The organism is Streptomyces sp. NPDC060002 (genome assembly GCF_042737245.1).
In the GTDB taxonomy this organism is placed as follows: Bacteria; Actinomycetota; Actinomycetes; order Streptomycetales; family Streptomycetaceae; genus Streptomyces.
On record NZ_JBHWUW010000030.1, the window covers coordinates 1 to 24143 of the forward strand.

Below are 24143 nucleotides of genomic sequence, written 5' to 3' on the forward strand. Positions count from 1 at the left end.
GGACCCAGACAGAGCCGAGCAGGCGTGTGGGTCGACGGCAGCCGGGATGGGAGCTGGGGTGAGCGGTGGGCTGGAGAAGGCTTCTGGCCAGCCGTTGATGTGGCATCGCTGGGAAGGCCCTCACCTGCGATCATTTGAAAGGACCAGCAGCGCCCAGCGAGGCGCGTCCGAGATCCACTCAGAGATCGCGGTCATGGACCGCGCTCCGGCCAGGACACCCGCCGCCGCGGCAGCAACGAGAGCCGTCAGCGGGAAGCGCCAGCCACGACGGTCACGCGGGTCGGTCAGGCCCGCAAAAAACGGAACAAAGCATGCCATATCGGGCAACCGTCAACACGCAAGGCCCTTGGTGCCATGGCCACCATCCGCAACCTCGCCATCGATCTGCTCAAGAACCTCGACACTCCCGGAACTTGATCAAGCCCTGACCCTCATTAGCGGTCTACGACACGACATAGGATCGCCACGGACGTGACCGGGCATGACGATCGATCAGGAGTAGCACGGCCGATGGCGAACGAGCGCATCACTGAGGACATGGTCGAAGCCAGGCTGCGAGCGCTGGGCTACTACGACGACGAAGACGCCGTCGTGATCGAAAAGCAACAATCAACTGTACACGCGATTCGAACCGCCTTGTCGAAAGCATCGAAGACCGGCAAGGGAGGCGCGGGCTACCCTGAGTTTATTATCACCGCACCGGCCACACCCGACATGGTCGTGGTTGTCGAGTGCAAGGCAGATGTGAGAAACCATGAATCTGCAAAGCACGACCTTCCCGCCCAATACGCAGTAGACGGCGTTCTGCACTACGCGCGATATCTCTCCCCCAATTACACAGTCATCGCGGTAGCCGTCTCAGGCAATAGGCACACCAACAAGCACTCGTTCTTTGTACTCCCCAAGGGGGCAACTTCCGCAAAGCCTCTAGTGTCACCTACGGGCGCTCCTATTACCGAATGGGTCGGATTGGACGACCTACTGGCCGCAGCGTCCTTCGATCCAAACGTGCAGCAGCAACGCACGCACGACCTCATCGCGTTCTCGATGGAGATGCACGAATTCATGCGCGACGAGGCCGAACTCGAAGAAAAAGAGAAACCCCTTGCCGTTGCAGGTACTCTCATTGCACTAAACGATCCCGTGTTCGCAAAGACCTACGCCGAGTATCCCGCCACAGATCTCCCCGAATTTTGGATGCAGTCCATCCAGAAGGTAGTGCGAGCAGCAAAGCTCCCGGTCCCAAAGATCGAGAACATGACGCAGCCGTTCACTAACATTCAAGTACACCCGGAACTGCGCAAGCCGACCAAGGGATACCCAAAGGGACTTCTCAGCGAGATCGTGACACTGCTCGCCGATCGGGTAATGCCGTTTCTTAACGTTTATCACGACTTCGACGTGGTCGGAGCATTCTACGGCGAGTTTCTGAAGTACACGGGAGGCGACGGTAAAGGATTGGGCATCGTCCTTACACCCCGACACGTCACCGAACTATTCTCCTTGCTGGCAAACGTGACCAAGGATGACAAGGTCCTTGACATCTGCGCCGGCACGGGTGGGTTCCTCATCTCTGCAATGATGCAGATGATCCGCACAGCCACGACAGATACAGAAGTGGAGTCGGTGAAAAAGGAGCGGCTGATCGGCATTGAGCAGCAGGCGACTATGTACGCACTGGCTACTTCAAACATGATTCTTCGCGGAGACGGAAAAGCGAACATATACCAAGGATCATGCTTCGATGTCGCCATCACGAAGGAGATTAAATCCCATCGCGCGAACATCGGGATGATCAATCCCCCCTACGCCAAGTCCAAAGAAGATCTCCACGAACTACGTTTTGTCGAGCACATGCTCGACAACTTGGAGAAGGGTGGGACCGGGATTGCAATTGTCCCGGTTTCGTGCGCGACCCTCAGGTCCGAGCACAAAACAAATCTAATGAAGAAGCACACGCTGGAGGCAGTGATGAGCATGCCACCGGAGTTGTTCCACCCCGTAGGGGTAATCACGTGCATTCTCGTGTTCACTGCTGGCATTCCTCACGCCACCGCAAACAAGAAAACCTGGTTCGGATACTGGCGCGATGACCGATTTGTCAAGGTGAAGAATCTTGGACGCGTAGATAAGCACCAGGCTTGGCCGAAACTGCGGGACCACTGGGTTGAGATGTTCAGGAACCGCGAAGTTCATGCCGGCGAGTCTGTTATGCAAAAGGTCGGCCCAGGTGATGAGTGGGTGGCCGAGGCGTATATGGAGACGGACTACTCAGGGCTAGATCCCCTCATCCTTGAGAAGGTTATCCTCGACGACGCGATGCTGACCTTGAAGAGTGCTCAATCTGCCGCCGCGTCAGCGAGGCAGTTCTCAGACACGGAGACTTGGGGTCAGTTCGAACTTGGAAGCCTCTTCGACATTAAGAAGGGCAAGCGTGTCACGGCGGCCGATCGGGGACCCGGGACTACTCGCTTCATCGGAGCTTCCGAGTACAACAACGGGATCACCGACCTGTGTGATCTTGATCCTACTTTCCAGGAGCATTGCCTGACAGTTCCTTACAACGGCAACTCTGTCGGCGTGGCCTTCTATCAAGACCAGCCATTCTTTGCTTCCGATGACGTGCAGGTGCTAATTCCGAAGCAAGATGTATCCCGCTGGACACTACTGTTCGTTGCAGCAGTGATCAGATATGAACGCTATCGATTCACCTACGGGTACAAATGGAATCTCTCTCGCATGAAGAAGACCATCATTCGCCTGCCGATGACCGACGTTGGAGCGCCCGATTGGAGTCACATGGAGAGAGTTATGCAGGGGCTCCCATTCAGCACCGCAGTGGCATCTGATAGCGGGCACAGCTGAAGTCTGGAGGTTCCTATCGATCCGAAACGGTTGCCACTACAGCTCGCGAAGTGCAGTGAGAACCTGCCCCATCACAAACTAGGAGCCTTGCGTTTTGACGAGTTGCGTGGGCATGCCCGGTTGGTGATGGGCAGGACGCAGAAGCAAGCACGGCTTCCGTGATCATGTAGGTCAGCAGGGACGGCGGCCGCGCACGGCAGCCAGTCGTGGCACCGGTGCACGGGGCATACCCCGGCCAGATGAGTGCTGAACTCCTTATGCGGCGCTCCGCAGACGTGGACCATTCGTGGACCGGCACCACCGGATGTAAAACCGCCAGGCTCGTGACCTGCAGTCCTGCCCAGATGGCAACCGCCCTCCGGAGCCGTGTGCGCAGGTTCGAATCCTGCCGGGGGTACCTTGAATCAGGTGCCCAAAGACCCCGCCACCAGCGCTTTCGCTGAGGACGGGGTCTTGGCGTATGTGCAGCCATGTGCCGCTCGGAGCGGGCGTATGTCGGAGCCCGCGGCCTATTCGTGGCCAGGCCGCAGGGCAGAAAACCGCAGGTAGAACCCAGGAAACAACGAGGCGCCCGGACCGAAGTCCAGGGGCCATCATGCCGCAGTGCGTATGTCGGAGGCGTGTCGCGATCAGGGGCCGCCGCCGGGCCCGTCCTCCTGGCCGTCGTCCTCGCCGAGGAGTTCGGCGATCCGGCGATTGGCGACGTCCTGTCGTTCGTCGAGGCACTTCGCGTAGCGGCTGAGGAGCACTTCGACGCTGTTGGCCGCGCGCTCCGCAACCTCGGTGGGATCCACGCCGGCGGTGAGCCCGGACGACAGTGCCGCGTGCCGCAGGTCGTACGGTCGAGCCTCCAGCGGCGAGGCCACCTGTTCCGGGGTGAGCGCCAGATGCCGCGCCTCGTCCCAGACACGCCAGTACGTCGTCGAGGCGACCACGCCCCCGCGTTCGTTGGCGAACAGCCGGCCGTCCTTCGCGGCGCCGAACTCCCCGATATGCGCACGGAGCATCTGCACCAGACGGGGCGGGATCGGGACGACGCGTGTCTCGTTCGCCGGTCGGTTCTTCAAGCCGCGGTCGTCGTGAACGGCGCCGGTACCAGTCCAGCGCTTACCGACGGTCGGGCGGCTCTTCTCCAGGATCAGCGAGCCCCACCCGCTGTCCGGCAGCGTGCAGTCCTGACGGCGCAACGCCACCGTTTCAGCCGGACGCAGGCCGCCGAAGTACATGCAGGCGAACAGCGCGACAAGTCGACGCCCGCGAGCCCGGCGGTAGCCTCCCACGTACGAGACCGCAGCCAGGAGCTCCCCGGCCTGCCGAGGGTTCACGACGACCCGACGGTCTACTTCCTTGGTCACCTTGGGGGGTTTCCACTTCACGAGCGTGACCGGGTTCTCGGGGAGCTCCCCAGCTCGACGGCGTAGGCGAGGGCGTTGAAGAGGACGACCCGCTTGCGCCGCACCGTCTCGGCGGCGGCCGTGGCCCCGGACAGCGTGAGCTTGAGCGAGTCGAGGATGCGTCGGATGTCCGCCGGGTTCTTGAGCGTCGCCAGCGACAGCGATGCCTTGGCCACCCAGCGCAGGGCATTCGCGATCTCGACGGGAGGCGGTTCCTCCTTCTGACGCGCATACCTCACAAGCCCCCAGCAGCCCGCAGGACACACCCCCAGTTAGGCTCGCGGCCTTGGCATGGATCTGCCATCTGCCTTTGGGGGTTTGTGGGAATGTCCGTTCTTCTTTCCGTACCGCGCAGAGTGACGAGCGTGGCGTTCGCGGTCGTACTGCTCGCTGGGGGATCGGTAGCCTGCGGAGGGGGCGCCAAGAGCGATTCCGCGGTTGCAGCCCCACCCGAGGTGACTCCCGCGGCGGCCGTGGCGAAGGCTGCGAAGAACTCCGAGGACATCACGTCGCTCCACTATCGGATCAGCGGCACCGTGCCGGCGAAAGGCCGTCTGGAGGCCGAGGCCTCCATGAACACGAAACCGCTGGCCATGAGTATGAAGATGACCGCTGCGGCCGACCAGGGTGGGGACCACCATCTGGAAATCCGGTTCGTCGACGAGGCGATGTACGTCGGCGGGAGTGGGGTGAGTTCCGAGAAGCTGAACGGCAAAAGCTGGCTGAGCGCTGCGCCAGCCACATGGGGACGCAGTGCGGTGGACAACCAGTCCTATGGCGTGCTGCCCAGTCAGCTGCAGGGGACCCCAACTGCGCAGTCCACGCTTCTGACCGGGTCCAAGGACCTGCGGCTGGTCGGCACTGAGACGGTCGACGGCGCCAGTACCACGCACTACAAGGGGACGGTCAACAGCGACGGCCTGATTCGAGAGCGCCTCGATCAGTTCATACAGCTGCAAGTCTCCGACCCGCTCACCATGGACCTGTGGATAGACGGCGACTACCGCACCAAGCAGTTCCGTATGCGGGCCGAACACAACGACATGCTTGCCGGCACCGGAGACGGGCCGCTCGACCTGACCATCACCTTCCTCGACATCAATCAGCCTGTGACCGTCAAAGCCCCGCCGACCAAGGACACCGTCCCACTCGCGGACGACGCGCAAGAAGGCTGAGAGTCATCTGGGCAGAGGAGAACCCCTGACACGCTAGCCCCGTCTCAGTCTCCGTCTCATTCAGCCGCGTTCACGACGTTCAGGCGAGGCGCACAGCCCTGCCGGAAACCGACGACCGATCGGCCATGAACCCAGATGAACACCCCTGCACACGGCCCAACACTCCACCACCCCAGTTGGAGAGCGTGTTGGGCATCAGGCGGTGCCGACAGCTCCGTCAGGGAGCAGGATGAGGGGGGTGGGGATCCATGGCCTGGAACATAGTCCCGAGGTGGCTCCCGGGGAAAGCGCGCCGGCGCTCGTACCGCTCGAGTCGGTGGCTTCAGCCGCCCGCCGCCAACCTCTGCCCACGCTGGCCCGGCGAGACGCCCACTTGGGCCAAGCCGACATGCACGTTGGCTGCCGACCCGTAAGGCTGAAGCAACATCGCACGGTTAGGGAGCAACATGCCTCACGAACAGTGCCAGGCAGCTAAAACCAAACTTGAGCAAGCCAAGCAGCGAAGGAACCGCCTTCAGAGAGACCTGACAGAAGACGAAGCGAAACTCGCCCACTTGAAAGCGGACCCGCATCCGGACGCTGCCGCGATCGGCGCCCAAGAGCGCATGGTCGAAATCGACCGAAGGGTCCTCGGAGCGGCCGAAGTAGAAGTCACCGGCTTTGAAGAGCTGGTTCACGCCCTCTGTGATGATCTGCCGTAATCATGGGTCATGCCGCCCAGCCGCCCATGAACCCAGGTGAACGCCCCTGCGCACCGCCCACGGCTTCACCACCACAGTGGGAAAGCGTGCGTCCGCCCACGCAGAGGGGGTACGCGGTCGGCGCTGGCAGGTCATCTCATGGCCATCGACGAAGCCCGGCCGTCGGTTAGGTCCCGGACGAGTCTCCGGGCCGCCCCCGGACAGGCCGGGGATGAAACCTTTCCCTTCAGAGCTGGAACCCCCGGAAGCCGACCGCGCGCTTGAGACCATAGACGCAAGCACTGACAACGGACTCGCCAGCGATCGGCCGTTGAGCGGTGAGTGTCCCACTGCGTGACGATGCAGACGTACAACGGCGGACGCCCACGAACGTCTGCGGACCATCGGCGCAGGTGAGAGGCCCACCAGCCCAAGCCGGCACCCGCGCTCCCGATGGGTCGAGGCACCCGCTGACCCAACTGAACGTCGTCAGCAAACCACCCATCACCAGGTTGGCCAACGTCCCCGGGCAGTACACCTGGAACGCCCGCGAGAAAATCGCCTGGTGACTGTGTCTATCGACCGTAGTCGGTCCCTCGAGGAACTTGAACGTGATCGCCGGCAGGCGCCCCCACCCGACGCCACCCGTCTCATTGTGACGGCGCATGCCCTGCGGAGCCGGCCGGTCGGGACTCTGACCGTTGAGGACCTGCGCCTGCTGATCAGGCAGGACATTGGGCTGCCGGTGCTTCTTCCGCTCGCGGTGGAGGTGCTTCGTGACCACCCGCTGGCCGAAGGCCACATGGGCGAGGGCGACCTGCTGTGCGCGGTCCTGACCAGGACCTCGGCGGTCTGGAGCGTTCATCCGGAGCTTGCAAGGCAACTGACCTTCATCGTCGGCGGCCTCTGCGACCTCTCGTCAGACCTGCGAAGCGAGGTCGAGCGGTTCCTAGGCGCCGTCCAGAGTTCCTGACGCGTTGCAGGTGCCTGTCGTCAACTACCGTGCTGTCCACCGAAGACGCCGTGGTCCTGACCGTTCGGCCGGGCAACCTCGGGTGAACCGGCGGGCCATGATGCCGATCAGCGCCCATCGGATCATGGTCTCGGGCCGGGCGGGATCGGTCTGGTAGTCATGGACGGAGACCATCGAGGGCAGCGCACCGAAGAGGACGCCGCGCGGAGTTCCTCTGCACCAGGGCCTCGCAGGCCTCGGCGGTCCGGCTTCCAGCATCATCCGTCTCCCCTTGTCCGAGTGACGGAGACTGGCAAAGTACCGGAAGCGCTGGAGGGAACGTGGTGGACCGCGACTTGGTACGGGACCTGGGGGTGCCGGATCGACGCGAAGCGGCGGCGGACGCGTTGGTTGCTCTCGGGAGCGACGCGGTGGAGCGGCTGGTGCGGGAGTTGGCGCAGGAGGACTCTCCCGTGGACTGGCGGCCGATCGCCGCCGTGATGGGGAGGATCGGGGAAGCGGACGCCTTCGACAGCCTTCTCCGCGCTCTCGCCTCCGCGTCCAGCGAGAGTTCGCGCAAGCGCCTCGGCTTCGCTTTCTCCGGCTTCGGTGCGGCTGCCATTGACCGCTACACCACGGCCCTCTCCCATCCCGTGCCGCATGTGCGCCGGATGGCGGTCCGCGGGTTCCAGCGCTGCGGCGACGCTGGAACGTCCGCGGTCTCTGCCCTGCTGCCGTTGCTCGGGGACCCCGACCGGGAGGTCGCCCAGCAGGTGCAGGACGCCCTGATACTGCAAGGCGAGCACGTCGTTCCGCTGCTGCGGCGTATCCGGGAACTAGGGCCCGGTCGGCAGCGGGCGCGCGCCTTGACCATGCTCGCCGAGTTGGGCGGCGAACCGGCCCTTTCCCGCTCCGACGTGGCCGCGATCGAACGGCTCATCCGCGTCAAGCTCCCGGACGACCGGCCGGAAGGAATGTGGGCGTGCTGGAATCACTGGATGGCCGTCCCCGGCGGTGACCAGGCCGGAATCATGGACGCCCTCGGTCTGGTCGACCCCAGGCCCGTGACCTTCGCCCTCGGCAACGACATCGTCGACACCGACAGCCACGGCTTCGGTCCTGAGGACCCGTACGACGGCTACGAACGGGTCTTCGTGACACCCGAACTGGACGGCTGGACCCTCGTTCTCGGGGCCTGGTGCGATCCGTGTGGCGAGGAACGCGGCCCCGACGTGCTGCGGCTGTGCACCGAGCTCAGTGTCCGCTACGGCCGGGCACACGCGTACTACTACGGCGGCCAGGGCGACGGCTCCGCCTGGATCGTCGCCGAGCACGGCAGCGTCGTCCGGCGGTACTGCGAAACAGGTGAGGCCGACGACGAGTTGCTGACCCTCGGCGAGCCGCTGCCGTTCGAGCGGGCGCGCCGTGTGGAGCTGGGCCTCACGCCCGAGTGGGATGCCGCGCAGGAGGACCAGGACGCCGAAGACGAGTGGCGGTGGGCCGCCCACGACATGGCCGCCGATCTCGCCCACTCCTACGGCGTCAGCCCCCTGCACATCGGCCCTGGCACACCGTCACAGGGAACCGGGGTCATCGCCCTGACTCCGTACGGCCTCGCCCATGGCGTACCGGCGGGGGCCTACCGCATCTGAAGCACGGGCCGGAACAGGGCGACGCCGGTCGCTGCGCCAGCGTCCGGCGCAACGGACAAGGGCCCGTCCGGGGTGGCGGGTTCGAGGGAGCGGCCGATTCGCTTCGTGCTATCGCTCTGCGGCGCCACGGACGTCAGACTCCCTCGGCGCCCCCGGTGTGGCGCGTTGCGGAGTGCCTGGTCACGTAGGCGTCCAGGGGTTCCAGTGTGCCCCAGGCCTGGTCGAAGCTGTCCGCGAAGTACGCCAGGAACTGGGGATTTTCGACGCTACATCCCGTGAGCTGTCGGCGACCCGCGCCGGAGAAGGAGAGAAAGGTGACCGTGTCGTCGATGAGGCCCATGTTGTACCAGCCGCAGGAAGCGCTCCACGGCATGACGCGCGCCTCGTAGGCATAGAGATCCGTGACCTCGTCCTGATGTTGCCTCAGCCACTCGAATTAGCTCCCTTTCGGTACGCCCTTGCGTTCGGGGACGCCGATGATTCGCCGTACGCTGGCGCACTCGGCCGAGTTGTTTCTGGCGGCCGACAGGGGAACTGGTCGAATGAACCTCACTTCAGTCAGGGCAAAACAGGAAGAGGTGAGGAAGCGTGTACGTCACCTTCAGGACAGTGCTTCACGATCACTACATGGCATTCCTGGCGATTCTCGTGACCGGAATCATCCTGATCATCGCGGGAAACGGGATCTCGGAATCCACGTCGATCTGTCTGGACAGCGTGCTCGGTGTGGCCGGGCTGGTCGCCGCCTATGCGCTCACAACGCCTCCTGGACCGGAATCCCTGGCCCAGGACCCCGCACCTCGTCCGCTGTGACGGAAGTCGCCGACGGTTTCTGACCGCTGCGGAAGGCGGCGGGTTTGCTCAGCGGGTTTCCGGTTAGTCGTTGGCAGTGCTTGGCAAGGAGGCGATCGGACTCACCGCGGATTGGAGCCCTTGGTATGAGCCAGTTGCCCCGGCACCCGGCCGAAGCAGGCTCGGCGACCTACGCGTCCGACTCCGGGTCCGGGTCCGGGTCCGGGTCCGGGTCCGGGTCCGGGTCCGGCCAGGAGAGCGCGCTGCGGTGGCGGCAGGATGATCTCGATCTGCGCAACCGCCGGTACGGCCATGCCGGGGTCACCCGCGCCGAAGGGGTGTTGCTCCAGCGCTACGTCCTCGGCTCCGCCGCTGAGGCGTTCGCGCTGCTGAAGGGCGCGTCCCAGCAGTTCAACATCAAGCTCTCCACACTCGCCGACGCGGTCGTACGCACACCCGCGCCCGATCCCGACGCCGAGCTGTGGTTCCCGGGCCGGGTGCGGCGCGGGCCGCCCGCGCTTCCCGGTCTCCCGGTGGAGCGCGGCCACGGCACCAGCCAGGGCGCTGTCGTCGCGGCGGCCCTGCAACGGGTGCTGGCGATCACCCAGACGCCCATGGGCAACGTCCAGCTGAGCGAGAAGGGCCGGCTCCGCCTGGCCCGGCACACCGGCCTGAACAGGTACTTCTGCGACTTCTTCGCCTTCGTCGACACCCCTACCACCTCCTGCGCGCAGGCGGCGGGCCAGCGTCGGCAGGTCACCGTGCGGGACGTGGAGTCGGCGCCGGTCTTCGACGAAGCCTCCCGCCACGCCATCCTCCAGACGGGCAGTCGGGCCGCGCACAGTGTTCCGCTGGTGAACCGGCTGGGCGTGCCGCTGGGCATGGTGTCCTCCCATCATGAGCGGCCGCTGACCGGTTTCACCCACGCCGAACTGGCCGCGCTCCGGCAGACGGGCAGCGACGTCGGCCGCTGGCTGGCCTGGCACTGGAACACCGTCGTACTGGACGCCCTGGAACATCTCCACGCCGCGGCCACGCGGGGCACGCACGATTGAGCCCGGTCAGCGCGGTCAGCCCGGTCGGCGCGGTCAGCGCGGGCCGGTGGTGCTGTGGCGGACGCACAGGTCGACGGGGACGACCGTCAGCGGGCTTCCGGGGGTCGACGGGTTGTCGATGCGGTTCAGCAGGATGCGAAGGGAGATCGTGCCGATGTCCGTGAAGTCCGTACGGATCGTGGTCAGCGGGGGAAGGAAGTGGGCGGCCTCGGGGATGTCGTCGTAGCCGACGACGCTGACGTCCTCCGGCACCCGGCGGCCCGCCTCGTACAGGGCGCGCAGGACGCCGAGGGCCATCTGGTCGTTCGACACGAAGAGCGCGGTGACCGACGGGTCCTTCGCCAGTTCGCGGCCCAGGTCGTAGCCGGAGTCGGCGCTCCAGTCGCCGATGAGGGGGGCGTGCACCTCGGCTCCGGCCGCCTCGAGGGTGGCGCGCCAGCTCTCCGCCCGGCGGTCGGCCGAGGTCCAGCCCGTCGGGCCCGCGAGGTGGTGGACCGTGGGGTGGCCGAGGGAGAGCAGGTGCCGCGTGGCCTTGCGGGCGCCGGTGCTGGCGTCCGAGGTGACCATGGGGGTGCCGTCACCCAGGTCGTTGTCCATGACGACCAGGGGGGTGTCCAGGTGGGCCTCGGCCAGGGCCCGGGCCACCCGGACCTGGGGCGCGATCGCGATCACGCCGTCCGCGCCCTCCGCCGACAGCCGGTCCGCGGCCCGCACCACCGTGTCCCGGTCCGCGGTGTCCAGCGCGATCGAGCTCACCAGGTAACCGGCCTCCTGCGCCGCCGTGTTGATCGCGGTCAGGGTCGAGGCGGGGCCGTAGCGGGCCGCGTCGAAGGAGATCACCCCGAGCATTCTGGTGCGGCCGCTGGCCAGCGAGCGGGCGCTGCTGCTGGGGCGGTAGCCGAGCGTGCGCATGGCCGCCCGGACCGCCTCCCGGGTCTCGGCGCGGACGGCCGGATGGTCGTTGAGCACCCGGGAGACCGTCTGCTTGGAGACTCCGGCCAGTTTCGCGACGTCGTCCATGACCGGACGTGAGCCCGCGAAGTTGCGTCTGCTGCGTCCCCTGCTCGCCGGGCCGGCCGGGCCGTCGGCGGCGCTTCGGGTCATGGTGGGGGCTTCTTCCTCGGGACTGGTCCGGGGCCGGTCGCACTGGGCCGCCCGGCGGACCCACAGGATAGGCCGGGCGGACGAGGAGGAGGGGGTCAGGTCAGGTCAGGTCGTGCCGAGCCTCCAGGTGCGGGTGGTGATCCGTTCGGCGTGCCGTATCTCGGCGGTGCCGGGTGGCGGGGTGACGGGGAGGTGGACCGCCGCGTCGGCGGCGAGCGGCAGGATCCGTACGGTGAGCGGCTCGCCGGGCGGGAGTCGGTCGAGCGCGATGTCCCACGGGCGGCCCGTGAAGAACTGGTCGGCGACCAGTGTGTCCCCCACATAGGCGCGGGCCACGTCGCCGGTCCAGCGCAGGCGCAGCAGGTCGGCCCCGGGCGGGGTCGGGGTGCCGGGGCGGGAGGCCGGTACGTCGACGCGGTAGACGGCCGCCTTCGTGTCGTAGTGCTCGTCGGCGGGGGCGCTCGCCCGGTCCAGCACGCCCGTCTTTGGGGCCGGTGGCGGGCCCGCCGGGCGCAGCGCGGTGAGGGTGGGGGCGGGGGCGGTGGGCCCGTCCTCGTCGGGGACGAGTGTGTAGCGGATCAGGGCCCCGTCCTGGCTCTCCTTCACGGTGGCACCGGATGCCGTCGGTGGGCGGGGCGGGGCCGGGAGGACCGAGAGGGAGATCGTCGGGACGGGGGTACGGAACCCCCCGGCGGCCTTGGCAGCCCCGGAGTCCCCGGAGTCCCCGGCAGCCCCGGAGTCCCCGGCAGCCCCGGAGTCCCCGGCAGCCCCGGAGTCCCCAGCGGCCCCGGAGTCCCCAGCGGCCCCGGAGTCCCCAGCGGCCTCGGAGTCCCCGGCATCCGCGTCGCCCGCGTCGTTCTCGTCGCCCGCGTCGTTCTCGTCGCCCGCGCCGTTCTCGTCGCCCGCGCCGTTCTCGTCCGCGTCGTCCGAGGGGCGGGGGTGGATGCGTACCTCGTCGTTCGTCGCGTCGAAGACCACGCCCTCGGCGCACAGGACGAGCCGCTGCGCGCCCCAGGCCTCGCCACGGTAGGCGGTGCGGGCGGTGGCCGCGTCCAGGACCAGGAGCGCTACCCGGTCGCCGGCCGGTGTCTCCGCCTCGACCAGGGCGTCCGTGCCGGGGCGCAGGCCGGTGATCAGGATGCGGTCGTCGTCGGTCACGGCCGTGACGTCCGCACCGGGCGGGGCTGCGACGGTCGTCACCGTCCGTGTGTCCAGGGCCAGTTCGGGCTCGATGCCGTCCGTCGCCGCCAGCACCAGGATCGTACGGCCGTCGTCGTCCACGATCGTGCAGACCGGCTGGGCGGTGGCCCAGTCCAGGCGCAGGCCCGCCACGTCCAGCCGCAGCGGCCAGCAGAAGTAGGCGCCCGAGGGGACGGTGACGGGGGTACTGGGGAGGGTGAGGGGCGGGGCCTCGGGGAAGCCGATCGTGAAGCTGGTGTCCGGGTGGTCCGGGAGCGGCTCGTGCGGCTGGTGGTCGGTGACGAAGAGGAAGCCGGCGGCGCGCCCGTCACCGCGGACCGCCCAGCGCAGGGTGTCACGGTCGTGCTGGCCGCGCGGACGGCCGTCCGGCAGCACCGACCGCATGGGGGCGATCACCTCACCGAAGTCCGCCAAGAGCAGGTGCTGGAGGCGGAGTTCGTCGTACGAGGGGCGGTACTGGCCGTATTCGCCGAGGGGCGCCTGGAAGTCGTACGTCAGGACGGGGAGGTCGTTGGGGTAGGCGGTGGCGTGGGACTCCTGGAGGGTCGTCCGCTCCCCCGTCGGGTTGGTGCCGCCGTGGAACATGTAGTAGCCCTGCCAGACCGAGCCGCAGCCGATCTTCGTGAGGCCGAGGGCGCCGATGTCGGCGGCGTCGACGCGCGGGCGGCGGTGGTAGGCGACGGCCATGCCGCCGCCCAACTCGCAGGTGGCCCAGGGGAACCTGTCCGCGTAGGCGTCGGGATCCGCGCCGCGCACGGTCGTCGGGCGCAGGTCGGCGCCGATGCCCTCGTCGTCGCGCTGGTGGGTGAAGAAGAAGTGCTTGCGGCAGGTGTCGGGCCAGCCGCCGTCGGCCTCGGTCCAGAAGGCCTCGGGGTAGCCGCCGTAGAGGGGGAGCAGTTCGTCGTCGGGGAGGTGGACTCCGCCCCAGGCCGTCGAGGTCCAGAGGGGGGCGCTGAGGCCGGCCTCCTGAGCCATGCGCTTCAGGGTGCGGAGGTGGCCGGGCCGGTCGTAGAGCTCGTTCTCGATCTGGATCGCGACGATCGGGCCGTCGTGCGCGCGGTCCAGGCCGTCGAGTTGCGACGCGATCGCCGCCAGCCAGGGGCGGACGGCGGTCAGGTACGCCGGGTCGTCGGTGCGGGGGGCCGTGGTGCGGGCGAGTACCCAGTCGGGAAGGCCGCCGTTGCGGACCTCCGCGTGCGACCAGGGGCCGATGCGGGGGACGAAGTCCAGGCCGTGGCGGGCGCAGAGCAGGGCGAAGCGACGCAGGTCGCGGTCGCCGTCGAAGCGGACGCGGCCCTCGGTCTCCTCGTGGTGGATCCAGATGACGTACGAGGCGACGACCGAGACCCCGCCCGCCTTCATCTTCAGCAGCTCCTCCTCCCACTCCCGGGCCGGGTACCGGGAGTAGTGGAACTCGCCCGAGACCGGGAACCAGGGGCGGCCGCCCCGGGTCAGCCAGCGGCTGGTCACCTCGATGGGGTCGGCCGCGGCGGGGGCGTCGGCGAAGGGGAGGTGGCCTCGGAGCGGGGGCGCGGGAGGAGGCGGAACGCTCACCCGGTGCCGCATCAGGGCCGCTCCGGGCCGAGGTCGGGGGTGTCGGTGAGGTGGGCGTCGAGGGTGGTGGTGCCGTGCAGTTCGAGGACGACCAGCTCGTTGACGCCGGGGCGCAGGGCGGGGGCCGGGACGTAGAGGGTGTGCTGCGGGCCGCGGTTCCAGTAGCGGCCGAGGTGGAACCCGTTGATCCAGGCCTGGCCCTTGGTCCAGCCGGGGAGGGAGAGGAAGGTGTCGGCGGGGGTCCGCACCTCGAACGTGCCGCGGTGGAAAGCGGGTTCGGCGGAGGTGGAGGTCCCGGCGGGGGCGAAGGCGGCGGTGACCGGTACGTCGTCCAGGGGCAGTGCGTGGGAGTCCCAGCCGTGCAGGGGCGTGCCGTCGAGCGTCACGGGGCCCAGCAGGCCCTTGGGGACGCCGATGCGGGGGCCGTAGTTGACCCGTCCCATGTTCTCCACGAGCACCTCGAGCACGGCGTCAGGGCGGGGGACGTGGACGGGCAGGGTCTCCTCGTAGCGCTCGCGTTCGAGGACGCCCGCGGGGGCGCCGTCCAGGAAGACCTGGGCGCGGTCCCCCACTCCGCCGGAGAAGTGCAGGAGGCCGGCCCCGGGGGTGGGGACGGTGGTCCGGTACAGGGTGTACCCGGCGCGTTGGCCCAGTTGGTCGGCGGAGCGGGGGTCCGTGGCGTGCACGGGGCGGTCCGCGAGGGGCAGGAGGGGAGCGCGGTGGGTCAACCGGACGGTGGTCGGGGGGAGTTTGGGCGACGGGGCGGGCGCCGGCTCGTCCGGGACCGGGGCGTGGCGGGCGATGACCTCACGGAAGGCGTGGTACTTCGGGCCCGGGTCGCCGCTCTCGGTGAGCGGGGCGTCGTAGTCGTAGGAGGTGACGGTCGGCACGTAGGCGTGGTGGTGGTTGGCGCCGTTGGTGTAGCCGAAGTTGGTGCCGCCGTGGAACATGTAGATGTTGACGGAGGCGCCCGCCGAGAGGAGCCGGTCGAGGTCGGCGGCGGCGTCCTCGGCGTCCCTTCCGTGGTGCGGACCGCCCCAGTGGTCGAACCAGCCGATCCAGAACTCCCCGCACATCAGGGGACCTTCGGGCTGTGCCGCGCGGAGCCGCTGGAGGGACTGGTCCACGCGGCTGCCGAACGTGCCGGTGGCGAGGACTCCGGGCAGCACGCCGTTCTTGAGGTGGTCGCCGTCGGTCTGGTCGCAGGTGAAGAGGAGCTCCTCGACGCCGCGTGAGCGGAGCGAGTGCTCGAGGTGCTTGAGGTAGGCGATGTCGTCGCCGTAGGCGCCGTACTCGTTCTCCACCTGTACGGCGATGACCGGGCCGCCCGACGCCGCCATGTGCGGCAGGAGGGGCGGGAGGAGGAGGTCCAGGTAGCGGTCCACGACATCCGTGAAGCGGGGGTCGCTGGTGCGCAGGCGGATGTCGGGGTCGGTGGTGAGCCAGTGGGGCAGGCCACCGCCGTCCCACTCGGCGCAGATGAAGGGGCCGGGGCGGAGGAGGACGTGCAGGCCCTCCGCGGCGGCGAGGCGCAGGAAGCGGGGCAGGTCGAGGAGTCCGTCGAGGACGAGGGTGCCGGGTTCGGGCTGGTGGAGGTTCCATGGGATGTACGTCTCGACCGTGTTCAGGCCCATGAGGCGGGCCTTGCGCAGCCGGTCGGCCCACTGGTCGGGGTGGACGCGGAAGTAGTGCAGTGCGCCGGAGAGGATGCGGAACGGTTCGCCGTCCAGGAGGAAAGCGTCGGAGGTCGTGGTCAGGGCCGGCATGCGAGTCCCTTCGTCGGGGCGGACGTGCGGGTGCTGTTTGCGCTTGTGCTGGTGCGGGCGCGGGTGCGGGTTTGTGCGGGCGCGGGCGCGGGTGCGGGTTTGTGCTGGTGCGGGCGCGTATTTGTCTTGGTGCTCGTGCTGGTGCTCGTACTCGCGCTCGTGCTTCGGGATGGCTTCTCGTGCGGGTGCCTGTCCGTGTCTCGGGCCTGCCGGCGGGCGATGGGGTCGGCCGCACCACCCCGGGCCACGGGGTGCCGCGAGGCGACTCGGGGCGGCTCGGGGCGGCTCGGGGCGGCTCGGGGCGGCTCGGGGCGGCGGGGTGGTCATTTCAAGGGCTTCGGATGGGTCGCCCGGGTCAGCCAGAGGGTCGCCGCGAGGCAGACGGCGGAGACCGCGGCGAGGAGGAGCGGAACCGCTCGGACGCCGGACCACTCGATGACCTTGCCGAGTGCCGGGCCCGCCGCGACACCGCCCAGCATGGACGCGGCGATGACGACCGCGCCCGCCCGGCGGGCGTGCGGGGCGGCCCGGTGCAGCCAGGGCAGTCCGGTGGGGAAGATCGGTGCGATGAAGAGGCCCACACCCGCGTAGGCGAAGGGCGCCAGTTCCGGTACGGCCGCCAGCAGGAGGCAGACGGTCATACCCGCGCAGGAGACCGTGATGATGGTCTGGGCGGAGAAGCGCAGCGCGATGGGGGCGGCCAGGAAACGGCCTACGGTCATCATCAGCCAGTACACGGAGGTCGCGGTGGCGGCGACGCCGGCGCTGTGACCGACGGTCTCCAGGTGTGTGGGCTCCCAGCCGCCGACGCCCGCCTCGATGCCGACGTGCAGCACGTAGAGGGTGACGAAGACGGCGAGGACGGACCACAGGGCGCGGTCGGCCGGCGTGGACGACCCGGTGGACGTGGGGTGCCGCGAGGGCTGCGGCACCCGCGGGGGGCTGTCGCGGACGCCGCGCAGACAGAACAGCAGGGGCAGGTTGGCGAGCGCGAAGACCAGGAAGACGACGGGGTAGTGCTCGGCGCCCACCACCCCGATCAGGACCGGGCCGAGGATCGCGCCGATGCCGAAGTGGGCGTTGAGGACGTTGAGCATCGCGGTGGAACGGTGCCCGAAGCCCACCGCGAAGAGTTGGTTGAGGCCGTAGTCGATGCCGCCGAAGCCGAAGCCCGCGAGGAACGCCGCGGCGAGGGCGAGAGGCCAGTTCGGCGCGACCGCGAAACCCGCCGAGCCGACGGCCATCAGCAGATACGAGGCGGCGAGGATCCGCCGGTTGCCGGTACGGCCGTACAGCCGGTCGAAGAGGAGGACTCCGGCGACGCCGCCGACGAAGTGCGCGCTGAGCCCGAGCCCCGCGGCGGAGGGCGAGAGTCCGAACTCCTCGCGCAGGGCCGGGATCGCGGGGCCGTAGAACGCCTGGAGAGCGCCGATGAGCATGAAGCCGACGCAGGAGGCGACCACGGCGGACGTGGTGAAGACGGGACCGGGAGCGGCGGTGGTGCCGGTGTCGACGGTGGTGCCGACGGTGGTGCCGGCGTCGACGGTGGGGTCGGTGCCGATTGTGCCGACTGTGGGGTCGGTGGGGTCGGTGGGGTCCGGCGTAGGTGAGCCGGCCTGGGTGCGCTGGGCCGTGGGGTGGTCGGTCACGCGGACTCCAGAGAGCGGACGGCCCACCTCTGCGTGGGCGTGCGGGTGATGCTCCGACGGACAATGATGTTACCGGTAACATTCGGAGCGTCAAGATGCCTGACGCGTAGTCGGCGCTCTTGGACTTCGGGTCTGCGGGCGTTGTCAGTGGTGGCTGTCAGCATGGGGGCATGGTCGAAACGGGGGGCTTCGAGTGGCGTGACTTGCTGCTGCGGTGGAGCGGCGAGTGGACGGACGCGTGGGACGCCGAGGATTCGGCCGGAGCGCCGGACGAGCGGCTTCGGCGGGAGTGCCGGCCGGGGTTCGCGGGGGCGGACGAGGCACGGACGGCGATTGCCGAGCAGCGAGCGTCGCGCGGTGGTGGTGTGGCACTCCCCCTCGGGCCACCCCGGCCGGCAGAACGTCTTCCATCTCTCCGTCGCGCAGGACGGCGAGGAGCGGTAGCCGGGTGGTAGCGGGCCACCCGGTGGCGACGGGCCGGCGGGTATCGCCCCGGGAACGGGTTGGTTGCGACAAGGACTAGTCACCGTAGGGGAGTCGGGGGGCGGGCAGCATGCGACGTATGAGCCGAGACCGGTACGTCGACTTCCTGCGGGCCTGGGCGATCCTGCTCGTCGTGCTGGGGCACTGGCTGATCACCGGGCTGATCCGGCATCCGGACGGCGAGATCACCGCCCCGGAACTGCTGGCGACTCTGCCCTGGACGCAGTGGCTGACGCTGGGCTTCCAGATCATGCCGTTGTTCTTCCTCGCCGGTGGACATGCCGCCGGCGGTTCCTGGGCGCGGGCTCGGGCCGCCGGCGGGACCGCCGCGGGATGGGTGGGGCAGCGGGCGGTGCGGCTGCTGCTGCCCACGGCCGTGTACAGCGGCCTCGTGCTGCTCGCCGTCGGGGTGTGCTCCGCGCTCGGCGTGGACCGTGCGACCCTCGCGCTGGTGGGGTGGGCGATGGCCATGCAGTTCTGGTTCCTGCCGGTGTATCTGCTGCTCAGCGCCCTGACGCCGGTCCTCTACTCCCTTCACGAACGGTGGGGTGTGCGTGTTCCGGTGGGCATGGGCGTGGTGGGGCTCGGTGTCGGCGCGCTCATGGCGGCGGGCGACGCGTCCTCGCGCGGCTCGGCCGTCGAGACGATCGGGGCGCTCAACTACCTGCTTGTGTGGGGTGTCGTCTACCAGCTCGGCCTCTGCTGGCGGGACGGGTCGCTGGGCGGCGACGGTCGGACGGCGCCGCGAGCACACGTCCGGGCTCTGGCCATGGCGGTGGGGGGCGGGCTGGGGTTCACCCTGCTCGTCGGGCCAGGGCCGTATCCCGTCAGTCTGATCCTGGTGACCGGGCAGGAGCCGAGCAACACCGATCCCCCGTCGGCGGCCATGCTGGCGTGGAGCCTGGCGCAGGTCGGGGTGGCCCTGCTGGTCGCCCCTGCCGTACGTCGGGTACTGGAGCGGGCCCGGGTGCGGCGGGCGGTGCGGGTGCTGGGTGCCGGCAGCATGGCTCTCTACCTCTGGCACATGCTGCCCGTGCTGATCGTCGCCGCCGCGTTCTATCTGACCGGCCTCGCCCCCGAACCCCGCTACGGCTCGGCAGGCTGGTGGGCGCTGCGGGTGCCGTGGCTGCTGGTGCTGGCGGGCCTCCTGGTGGGGGTGGTGTGGGCGCTGCGGCCACTGGAGCGGGGGCTGGCCTCCGTGGACGTACGCGTGCGGCCCGGCGCGGGGATCCGGGGGGCGGCGGCCGGGCGGATATGGGCCGGGCTCGGCGTGAGCGTCTGGGCGCTGACGTATTTCGCGGGGCACGGGTTCGCGTACGGCGGTGAGTTCCCGGTGTGGCCGGCCGTGGGGCTGGGGCTGGGCACGCTGTGCGTGGCGTTCCCTCGCCGGGGCAACGGGGACGACGGAAGCCTTCCCCCTGCGGGGCGAGGGGACGTTCGAGTCAGGCAGCCTCTTCCAGTGCCCCTCGACGAGTGTGCCGCCAGGCAAGCCGGTGGGTGAGGCGAGGGGAGGGGAGCCGGGCGGGTCCGGCGGGCCGAGCGAGCCGCGTAGGCCAGGCGGTACAGGGGCCGGATGAGGCGCGCAAGCCAGGCGGGTCCGACGGACCGGATGAACCACGCAAGCCAGGCGGTCCGGCCAGCCGGATGAGACGCACAAACCAGCCGGTCCGGCGCCGCGTTCGCCGCGTAGGCCAGGCGGGCCAGGGACCGGATGAACCGCGCAAGCCAGGCGGTCCAGCCAGCCGGATGAGACGCACAAACCAGCCGGGTCCGGCGCCGCGTTCGCCGCGTAGGCCAGGCGGGCCAGGGACCGGATGAACCGCGCAAGCCAGGCGGTCCAGCCAGCCGGATGAGGCGCACAAACCAGCCGGGTCCGGCGGGCCGAGCGAGGCGCGTAGGCCAGGCGGGCCCAGTGGACCAAGTGAGCCGCGCAAGCCCGGCGGGGCGAGTCGGCCGGTGGGGAGTACGGGGCGGGGTCAGGCCGTGCGTTTGCGGGCTGTCGTCTTCTTCGCGGCCGTCTTCTTCGCCGTCGGCCCCTTTGCCGTCGTCTTCTTCGCGGCGGACTTCTTGGCCGTGCTCTTCGTCGCCGCCGTGCTCTTCGTCGCCGCCGTACCTTTCGCTTCGGCGGTGCTCTTCGACGCCGTTGCCTTCTTCGCCGGCTGCGTCGACTTCGCCGTCTTCGCCGTCGACTTCCTCGGGGTCGCCGTGGACTTCTTCGCCGTCGCCGTCGACGTCGACTTCTTACCGCCCGTCCCCTTGGGTGCCGCACGGGCCGACCTGCGCTGCGAAAGGTGTCTGACCTCGGCCCCCGACTCCGTCTCCTGTTCCGTCTCCTCCCCCGTCCCCGACGAGGCCTTCTCCGGTTCCTCGCCGCGCGACTCCTTCGCCGCGCGCACGCTCTTCTCCAGGGCCGCCATCAGGTCCAGCACCTTGCCGCTGGGCGGCGCGGCCGGGGCCTCGGGGGGTGTCTCGCCGGCCGCCTTCGCCGCCACGACCTCCTCCACCGCCTCGCGGTACTCGTCGTGCAGGTCGTCCAGGTCGACCTCGCCGAGGGTGTCCATCAGGGCGTCCGCGAGATCGAGTTCCTTGTCGCGGACGGTGACCGAGGTGTCCGGGGCCACGCCTTCCGGTGCGCGGACCTCGTCCGGCCAGAGCAGGCCGTGCATGGCGATCGCCTCGCCGACCACGCGGAGCATCCCGAGGCGCTCGCGGCCGCGCAGGGCGTACTTGGCGATCGCCACCTTGTGGCTGCGCTTCAATGCCTCCCTGAGCAGCGTGTACGGCTTGGCCGCCGGGGCGCCGCCCGCCTGGAGGTAGTAGGCGGCGTCCATCTGGAGCGGGTCGATCCGGTCGGCCGGGACGAAGGCCACGATCTCGATCGTCCTGGCGGTCGGGAGCGGCAGGTGGGACAGGTCCTCTTCGGTGATCGGGATGATCGTGCCGTCCGCGTCCTCGTACCCCTTGCCGATCTCCGCCGAGCTCACCTCGCGGTCCTCCAGCTCGCACACCTTGCGGTAGCGGATGCGGCCGCCGTCCTCCGTGTGGATCTGGCGGAAGGAGATCGAGTGGCTCTCGGTGGCGTTCACCAGCTTGATCGGGATGCTGACGAGGCCGAAGGAGATGGCGCCGTTCCAGATGGATCTCACGTGCAGCGCCCTCCTGAATGAGCCTTATGTGATGGTTTCATGTGATTCTCATCGTATGACGCCGATCACTGAGGTGGAGGGGAGACGGCTCGCGCTCAGCAATCTGGAGAAGGTGCTGTATCCGGCGACCGGCTTCACCAAGGGCGAGGTACTGCACTACTACGCGACCGTCGCCGACGCCCTGCTCCCCCATCTGCGTGACCGGCCGCTGTCTTTCCTGCGCTATCCGGACGGCCCCGACGGGCAGGTCTTCTTCGCCAAGAACGTGCCGCCGGGGACGCCCGAATGGGTCACCACCGCCGAGGTGCCCCGGTCGGAGGGACCCGCCCGGATGGTGGTCGTGCAGGATCTGGCGACTCTGGTCTGGGCGGCGAACCTCGTCACGGAGTTCCATACGCCCCAGTGGGTGATCCAGGATCCCGAGATCGCCGACCGGCTCGTCCTCGACCTCGATCCCGGCACGCCCGCGACCGTCGTCGAGTGCTGCGAGGTCGCGGTGTGGCTGCGGGAGCGGCTCGCGGTGGACGGGATCGAGGCGTTGCCGAAGACGTCCGGGTCCAAGGGGCTGCATCTGCTGGCGGCGGTGCGGGGGGCCTCCTCCGAACGGGTCACGGAGTACGCGAAGCAACTGGCCGTGGAGGCGGAGGGGGCGATGCCCCGGCTGGTTCTGCACCGGATGACGCGGAGTCTGCGGCCGGGAAAGGTGTTCGTGGACTGGAGTCAGAACGCGGCCCGGAAGACGACCGCGACGCCGTACACCTTGCGGGCGAGGGCCCAGCCGACCGTGTCGGCGCCGGTCACCTGGGAGGAGGTCGAGGAGTGCCGGTCCGCCGGGACGCTCACGTTCGCGGCCTCCGACATCGCTCCGAGGGTTCAGGACTTCGGGGATCTGCTGGCGCCGCTGCTCGATGCGGGGCGGGCGGGGGCGGTGCCGTGATCGGGCCGTCGGGCCCGCTCTTCTCTCGGGTCCGCTCTCTTCTCGCCCCCGCTGCCCCTACCCGCCCCGTCCCGCCCCTGGCCCACCCCCACCCCTACCCCTACCCGTCCCGTCCCTGGGGGCTGCGCCCCCGGGCCCCGGGCCACCGGGCCACCGGGCCACCGCTCTGTCGGCCCTGAACGGGCCTCGTCCTCGAACGCCGGACGGACTGGACAGCCGCGTCACACCCTCGCCCATGTCCCCCGGGCGCGGGCCATCGCGTGCAGGGCCTCCACATCGGCCGGTTTCAGTACTCCGCCGAGCCGGGTCAGGTCGGCGAGGTCGGTGTCGTTCAGGACGCGGACCTCGCGCGGGGGGACGGCGCCCGAGACGTCCGCCGGGCCGACCAGGGCCAGTACGGGGCGGACCTCGGCCGTCAGGGCGTGGGACGCGCGGTCGGCGGCGGCGCGCACCCGGCGCAGCAGCGGCTCCGGGTCCCGGCGGCCCAGGCCGACCAGGGGGTCGGAGATCCGGACCCGCTGTTTACGGGCGTACAGCGCGTGGATCGCGAACAGTCCGGCCGGGCCGATGGCGAGGTGGTGGACGCGGTCCCCGCCGGGGAGGGGCAGGGAGTGCAGGGTGTGCCAGCCGGCGCCGTCGAGTCGGTCCAGTGCCACGCCGACGGTCTGCTCGGCCTCCAGCGCGCGGCGGCGCGGGTCGGCCCGGAGGCGGCGGGCGGGGCCCGGGTCGCGGTCCAGGTCGATCAGGAGGGCCTCGCCGGGGCGGTTGGGGGCCAGGTCGTCGTCCGGGTGGAGGGAGAGACGGGCCAGCTCCGCAGGTGTGGGGACCGGGGGCGGGCCGACCGTGACCGGGCCGGTGATGAAGGGGCCGAGGGCCTCCAGGACGTCCGCTCTGCGGCTCTCCCCGATCAGGTTGATCCTGGCCGCATCACGGTCGTACCAGGCGATGTTCCTGCCGTCCGTGAGACATACGTAGAGCCGCTCCTGGCCATGCCGCCAGGTCGGTATGACGCGCAGTCCGTTCATGCACCATCACCCCACGACCATGGGAACAGGAGGGGCGCTCCGGGGGCAAGAAGGCGGTTACCTTCGGGGGGAGTTGGGCAGGGACTGGGCAGCGCGTTTGGGGAGGCGCCGTTGCGGACCCGCAGGAAGCAACTCGACGTACCGCCTCCGGACCGTCCGTGGAGCGAGATCGTGCCCGGCCTGTGGATGGGCGGGCACGAGTTCCGGGGACGCGCCGGGGAACTGGAACTCGCCGTGGTGCGGGGTGAGTTCGATCTCGTCCAGACGTTGACACGGGCCCGGCAGGGGCATGGGCCCGATCCCGGGGTGCAGCATCACGTGTGGCCGATTCCCGACGGTCCGCTGGACGGGACGCAGCTCGCCGGGGTGATCCGGCTGGCACGGGCCGCGGGAGACGCGATGGACGACGGCCGGACGGTCCTCGTCCGCTGCTACAGCGGCTACAACCGCTCGGGCCTGGTCATCGCCCACACGCTGGTGCGCCGGGGGCACTCGACCGAGGAGGCGATCCGGCTGATACGGTCGCGGCGCTCTCCGTGGGCTCTGCACAACGAGTTGTTCGTGGAGTACCTGCGGGTGGGGCTGCCGACGGCCAGGCTCCTGGAGGAACTGGCCGAATAATCGTTTCTCCATGGCCGGCACCCCGACACGTCCCACGCACCCCCACCCCCGGCCCACCAGTACGCAAAACGGACTTCCTCATGAATAAGGTGT

20 protein-coding genes are annotated in these 24143 nt (G+C 69.2%); 9 read left to right on the plus strand and 11 right to left on the minus strand.

Annotated features, from left to right (window positions below; genetic code table 11):
• Positions 1-120: 120 nt before the first annotated feature.
• Positions 121-318 carry a transposase family protein gene (locus ACFWBD_RS24645; protein ID WP_385670571.1) on the minus strand — a complete coding sequence of 66 codons (198 nt, stop codon included), beginning with the start codon at positions 316-318 and terminating at the stop codon, positions 121-123.
• Positions 319-510: 192 nt separating this feature from the next.
• On the opposite strand from ACFWBD_RS24645, the gene ACFWBD_RS24650 reads away from it, so the two are divergent.
• A complete protein-coding gene (locus tag ACFWBD_RS24650) occupies positions 511-2865 on the plus strand; it encodes an N-6 DNA methylase (RefSeq protein WP_385670574.1) in 2355 nt (784 codons plus the stop codon).
• A 629-nt stretch (positions 2866-3494) separates the two neighbouring features.
• On the opposite strand, the gene ACFWBD_RS24655 is transcribed toward ACFWBD_RS24650, so the two are convergent.
• Both ACFWBD_RS24655 and ACFWBD_RS24660 read right to left on the minus strand, forming a co-directional pair.
• Positions 3495-4220 (minus strand): tyrosine-type recombinase/integrase, encoded by a 726-nt coding sequence (locus tag ACFWBD_RS24655; protein ID WP_385670577.1) that lies wholly within the window; start codon positions 4218-4220, stop codon positions 3495-3497.
• A gap of 17 nt (positions 4221-4237) precedes the next feature.
• Complete coding sequence (locus tag ACFWBD_RS24660) at positions 4238-4435, minus strand: hypothetical protein (protein ID WP_385670580.1); 198 nt, start codon at positions 4433-4435, stop codon at positions 4238-4240.
• Positions 4436-4585: 150 nt separating this feature from the next.
• Between ACFWBD_RS24660 and ACFWBD_RS24665 the strand changes: the two genes are divergently transcribed.
• The gene (locus tag ACFWBD_RS24665) at positions 4586-5434 is read left to right on the plus strand and encodes an LppX_LprAFG lipoprotein (protein WP_385670583.1); all 849 of its coding nucleotides are present in this window, start codon (positions 4586-4588) and stop codon (positions 5432-5434) included.
• Between the two features lie 434 nt (positions 5435-5868).
• On the opposite strand, the gene ACFWBD_RS24670 is transcribed toward ACFWBD_RS24665, so the two are convergent.
• On the minus strand, positions 5869-6111 hold the full coding sequence (locus ACFWBD_RS24670; protein ID WP_385670586.1) for a hypothetical protein: 243 nt from the start codon (positions 6109-6111) through the stop codon (positions 5869-5871).
• A gap of 574 nt (positions 6112-6685) precedes the next feature.
• On the opposite strand from ACFWBD_RS24670, the gene ACFWBD_RS24675 reads away from it, so the two are divergent.
• A complete protein-coding gene (locus tag ACFWBD_RS24675) occupies positions 6686-7087 on the plus strand; it encodes a contact-dependent growth inhibition system immunity protein (protein ID WP_385670589.1) in 402 nt (133 codons plus the stop codon).
• Between the two features lie 323 nt (positions 7088-7410).
• The gene (locus ACFWBD_RS24680; protein ID WP_385670592.1) at positions 7411-8718 is read left to right on the plus strand and encodes a HEAT repeat domain-containing protein; all 1308 of its coding nucleotides are present in this window, start codon (positions 7411-7413) and stop codon (positions 8716-8718) included.
• 133 nt (positions 8719-8851) lie between these two features.
• Here the strand turns inward: ACFWBD_RS24680 and ACFWBD_RS24685 are convergent, their stop codons facing one another.
• Positions 8852-9091: a hypothetical protein gene (locus tag ACFWBD_RS24685; RefSeq protein WP_385670595.1), complete on the minus strand. Its 240-nt coding sequence runs from the start codon at positions 9089-9091 to the stop codon at positions 8852-8854.
• A gap of 215 nt (positions 9092-9306) precedes the next feature.
• Here ACFWBD_RS24685 and ACFWBD_RS24690 point away from each other — a divergent pair, with 215 nt between their 5' ends.
• Together ACFWBD_RS24690 and ACFWBD_RS24695 are read left to right on the plus strand one after the other, a co-directional pair.
• A complete protein-coding gene (locus ACFWBD_RS24690) occupies positions 9307-9531 on the plus strand; it encodes a hypothetical protein (RefSeq protein ID WP_385670598.1) in 225 nt (74 codons plus the stop codon).
• Positions 9532-9656: 125 nt separating this feature from the next.
• Complete coding sequence (locus ACFWBD_RS24695) at positions 9657-10565, plus strand: ANTAR domain-containing protein (RefSeq protein ID WP_385670601.1); 909 nt, start codon at positions 9657-9659, stop codon at positions 10563-10565.
• Positions 10566-10598: 33 nt separating this feature from the next.
• Here the strand turns inward: ACFWBD_RS24695 and ACFWBD_RS24700 are convergent, their stop codons facing one another.
• From ACFWBD_RS24700 to ACFWBD_RS24715, 4 genes are all read right to left on the minus strand, one after another.
• The gene (locus tag ACFWBD_RS24700; RefSeq protein WP_385670604.1) at positions 10599-11669 is read right to left on the minus strand and encodes a LacI family DNA-binding transcriptional regulator; all 1071 of its coding nucleotides are present in this window, start codon (positions 11667-11669) and stop codon (positions 10599-10601) included.
• Positions 11670-11774: 105 nt separating this feature from the next.
• Positions 11775-14435: a beta-galactosidase gene (locus ACFWBD_RS24705; protein WP_385670607.1), complete on the minus strand. Its 2661-nt coding sequence runs from the start codon at positions 14433-14435 to the stop codon at positions 11775-11777.
• Positions 14435-16189, minus strand: coding sequence for a beta-galactosidase (locus ACFWBD_RS24710; protein WP_385670610.1), 1755 nt, complete (start codon positions 16187-16189; stop codon positions 14435-14437). Before ACFWBD_RS24710 ends, ACFWBD_RS24705 begins: the two co-directional genes overlap by 1 nt.
• Positions 16190-16512: 323 nt before the next feature.
• Positions 16513-17628 carry an MFS transporter gene (locus tag ACFWBD_RS24715; RefSeq protein WP_385670789.1) on the minus strand — a complete coding sequence of 372 codons (1116 nt, stop codon included), beginning with the start codon at positions 17626-17628 and terminating at the stop codon, positions 16513-16515.
• A 772-nt stretch (positions 17629-18400) separates the two neighbouring features.
• On the opposite strand from ACFWBD_RS24715, the gene ACFWBD_RS24720 reads away from it, so the two are divergent.
• The gene (locus ACFWBD_RS24720; RefSeq protein WP_385670613.1) at positions 18401-19822 is read left to right on the plus strand and encodes an acyltransferase; all 1422 of its coding nucleotides are present in this window, start codon (positions 18401-18403) and stop codon (positions 19820-19822) included.
• 475 nt (positions 19823-20297) lie between these two features.
• Here ACFWBD_RS24720 and ACFWBD_RS24725 read toward each other — a convergent pair whose 3' ends face one another.
• Positions 20298-21467 carry a Ku protein gene (locus ACFWBD_RS24725; RefSeq protein ID WP_385670616.1) on the minus strand — a complete coding sequence of 390 codons (1170 nt, stop codon included), beginning with the start codon at positions 21465-21467 and terminating at the stop codon, positions 20298-20300.
• A 55-nt stretch (positions 21468-21522) separates the two neighbouring features.
• On the opposite strand from ACFWBD_RS24725, the gene ligD reads away from it, so the two are divergent.
• Positions 21523-22404 carry a non-homologous end-joining DNA ligase gene (gene ligD / locus ACFWBD_RS24730; protein ID WP_385670619.1) on the plus strand — a complete coding sequence of 294 codons (882 nt, stop codon included), beginning with the start codon at positions 21523-21525 and terminating at the stop codon, positions 22402-22404.
• 221 nt (positions 22405-22625) lie between these two features.
• Here ligD and ACFWBD_RS24735 read toward each other — a convergent pair whose 3' ends face one another.
• Positions 22626-23429 carry a nuclease-related domain-containing protein gene (locus ACFWBD_RS24735; protein ID WP_385670622.1) on the minus strand — a complete coding sequence of 268 codons (804 nt, stop codon included), beginning with the start codon at positions 23427-23429 and terminating at the stop codon, positions 22626-22628.
• Between the two features lie 111 nt (positions 23430-23540).
• Here ACFWBD_RS24735 and ACFWBD_RS24740 point away from each other — a divergent pair, with 111 nt between their 5' ends.
• Positions 23541-24050, plus strand: a complete 510-nt coding sequence (locus tag ACFWBD_RS24740; protein ID WP_385670626.1) for a dual specificity protein phosphatase family protein — start codon at positions 23541-23543, stop codon at positions 24048-24050.
• Positions 24051-24143 lie beyond the last annotated feature (93 nt).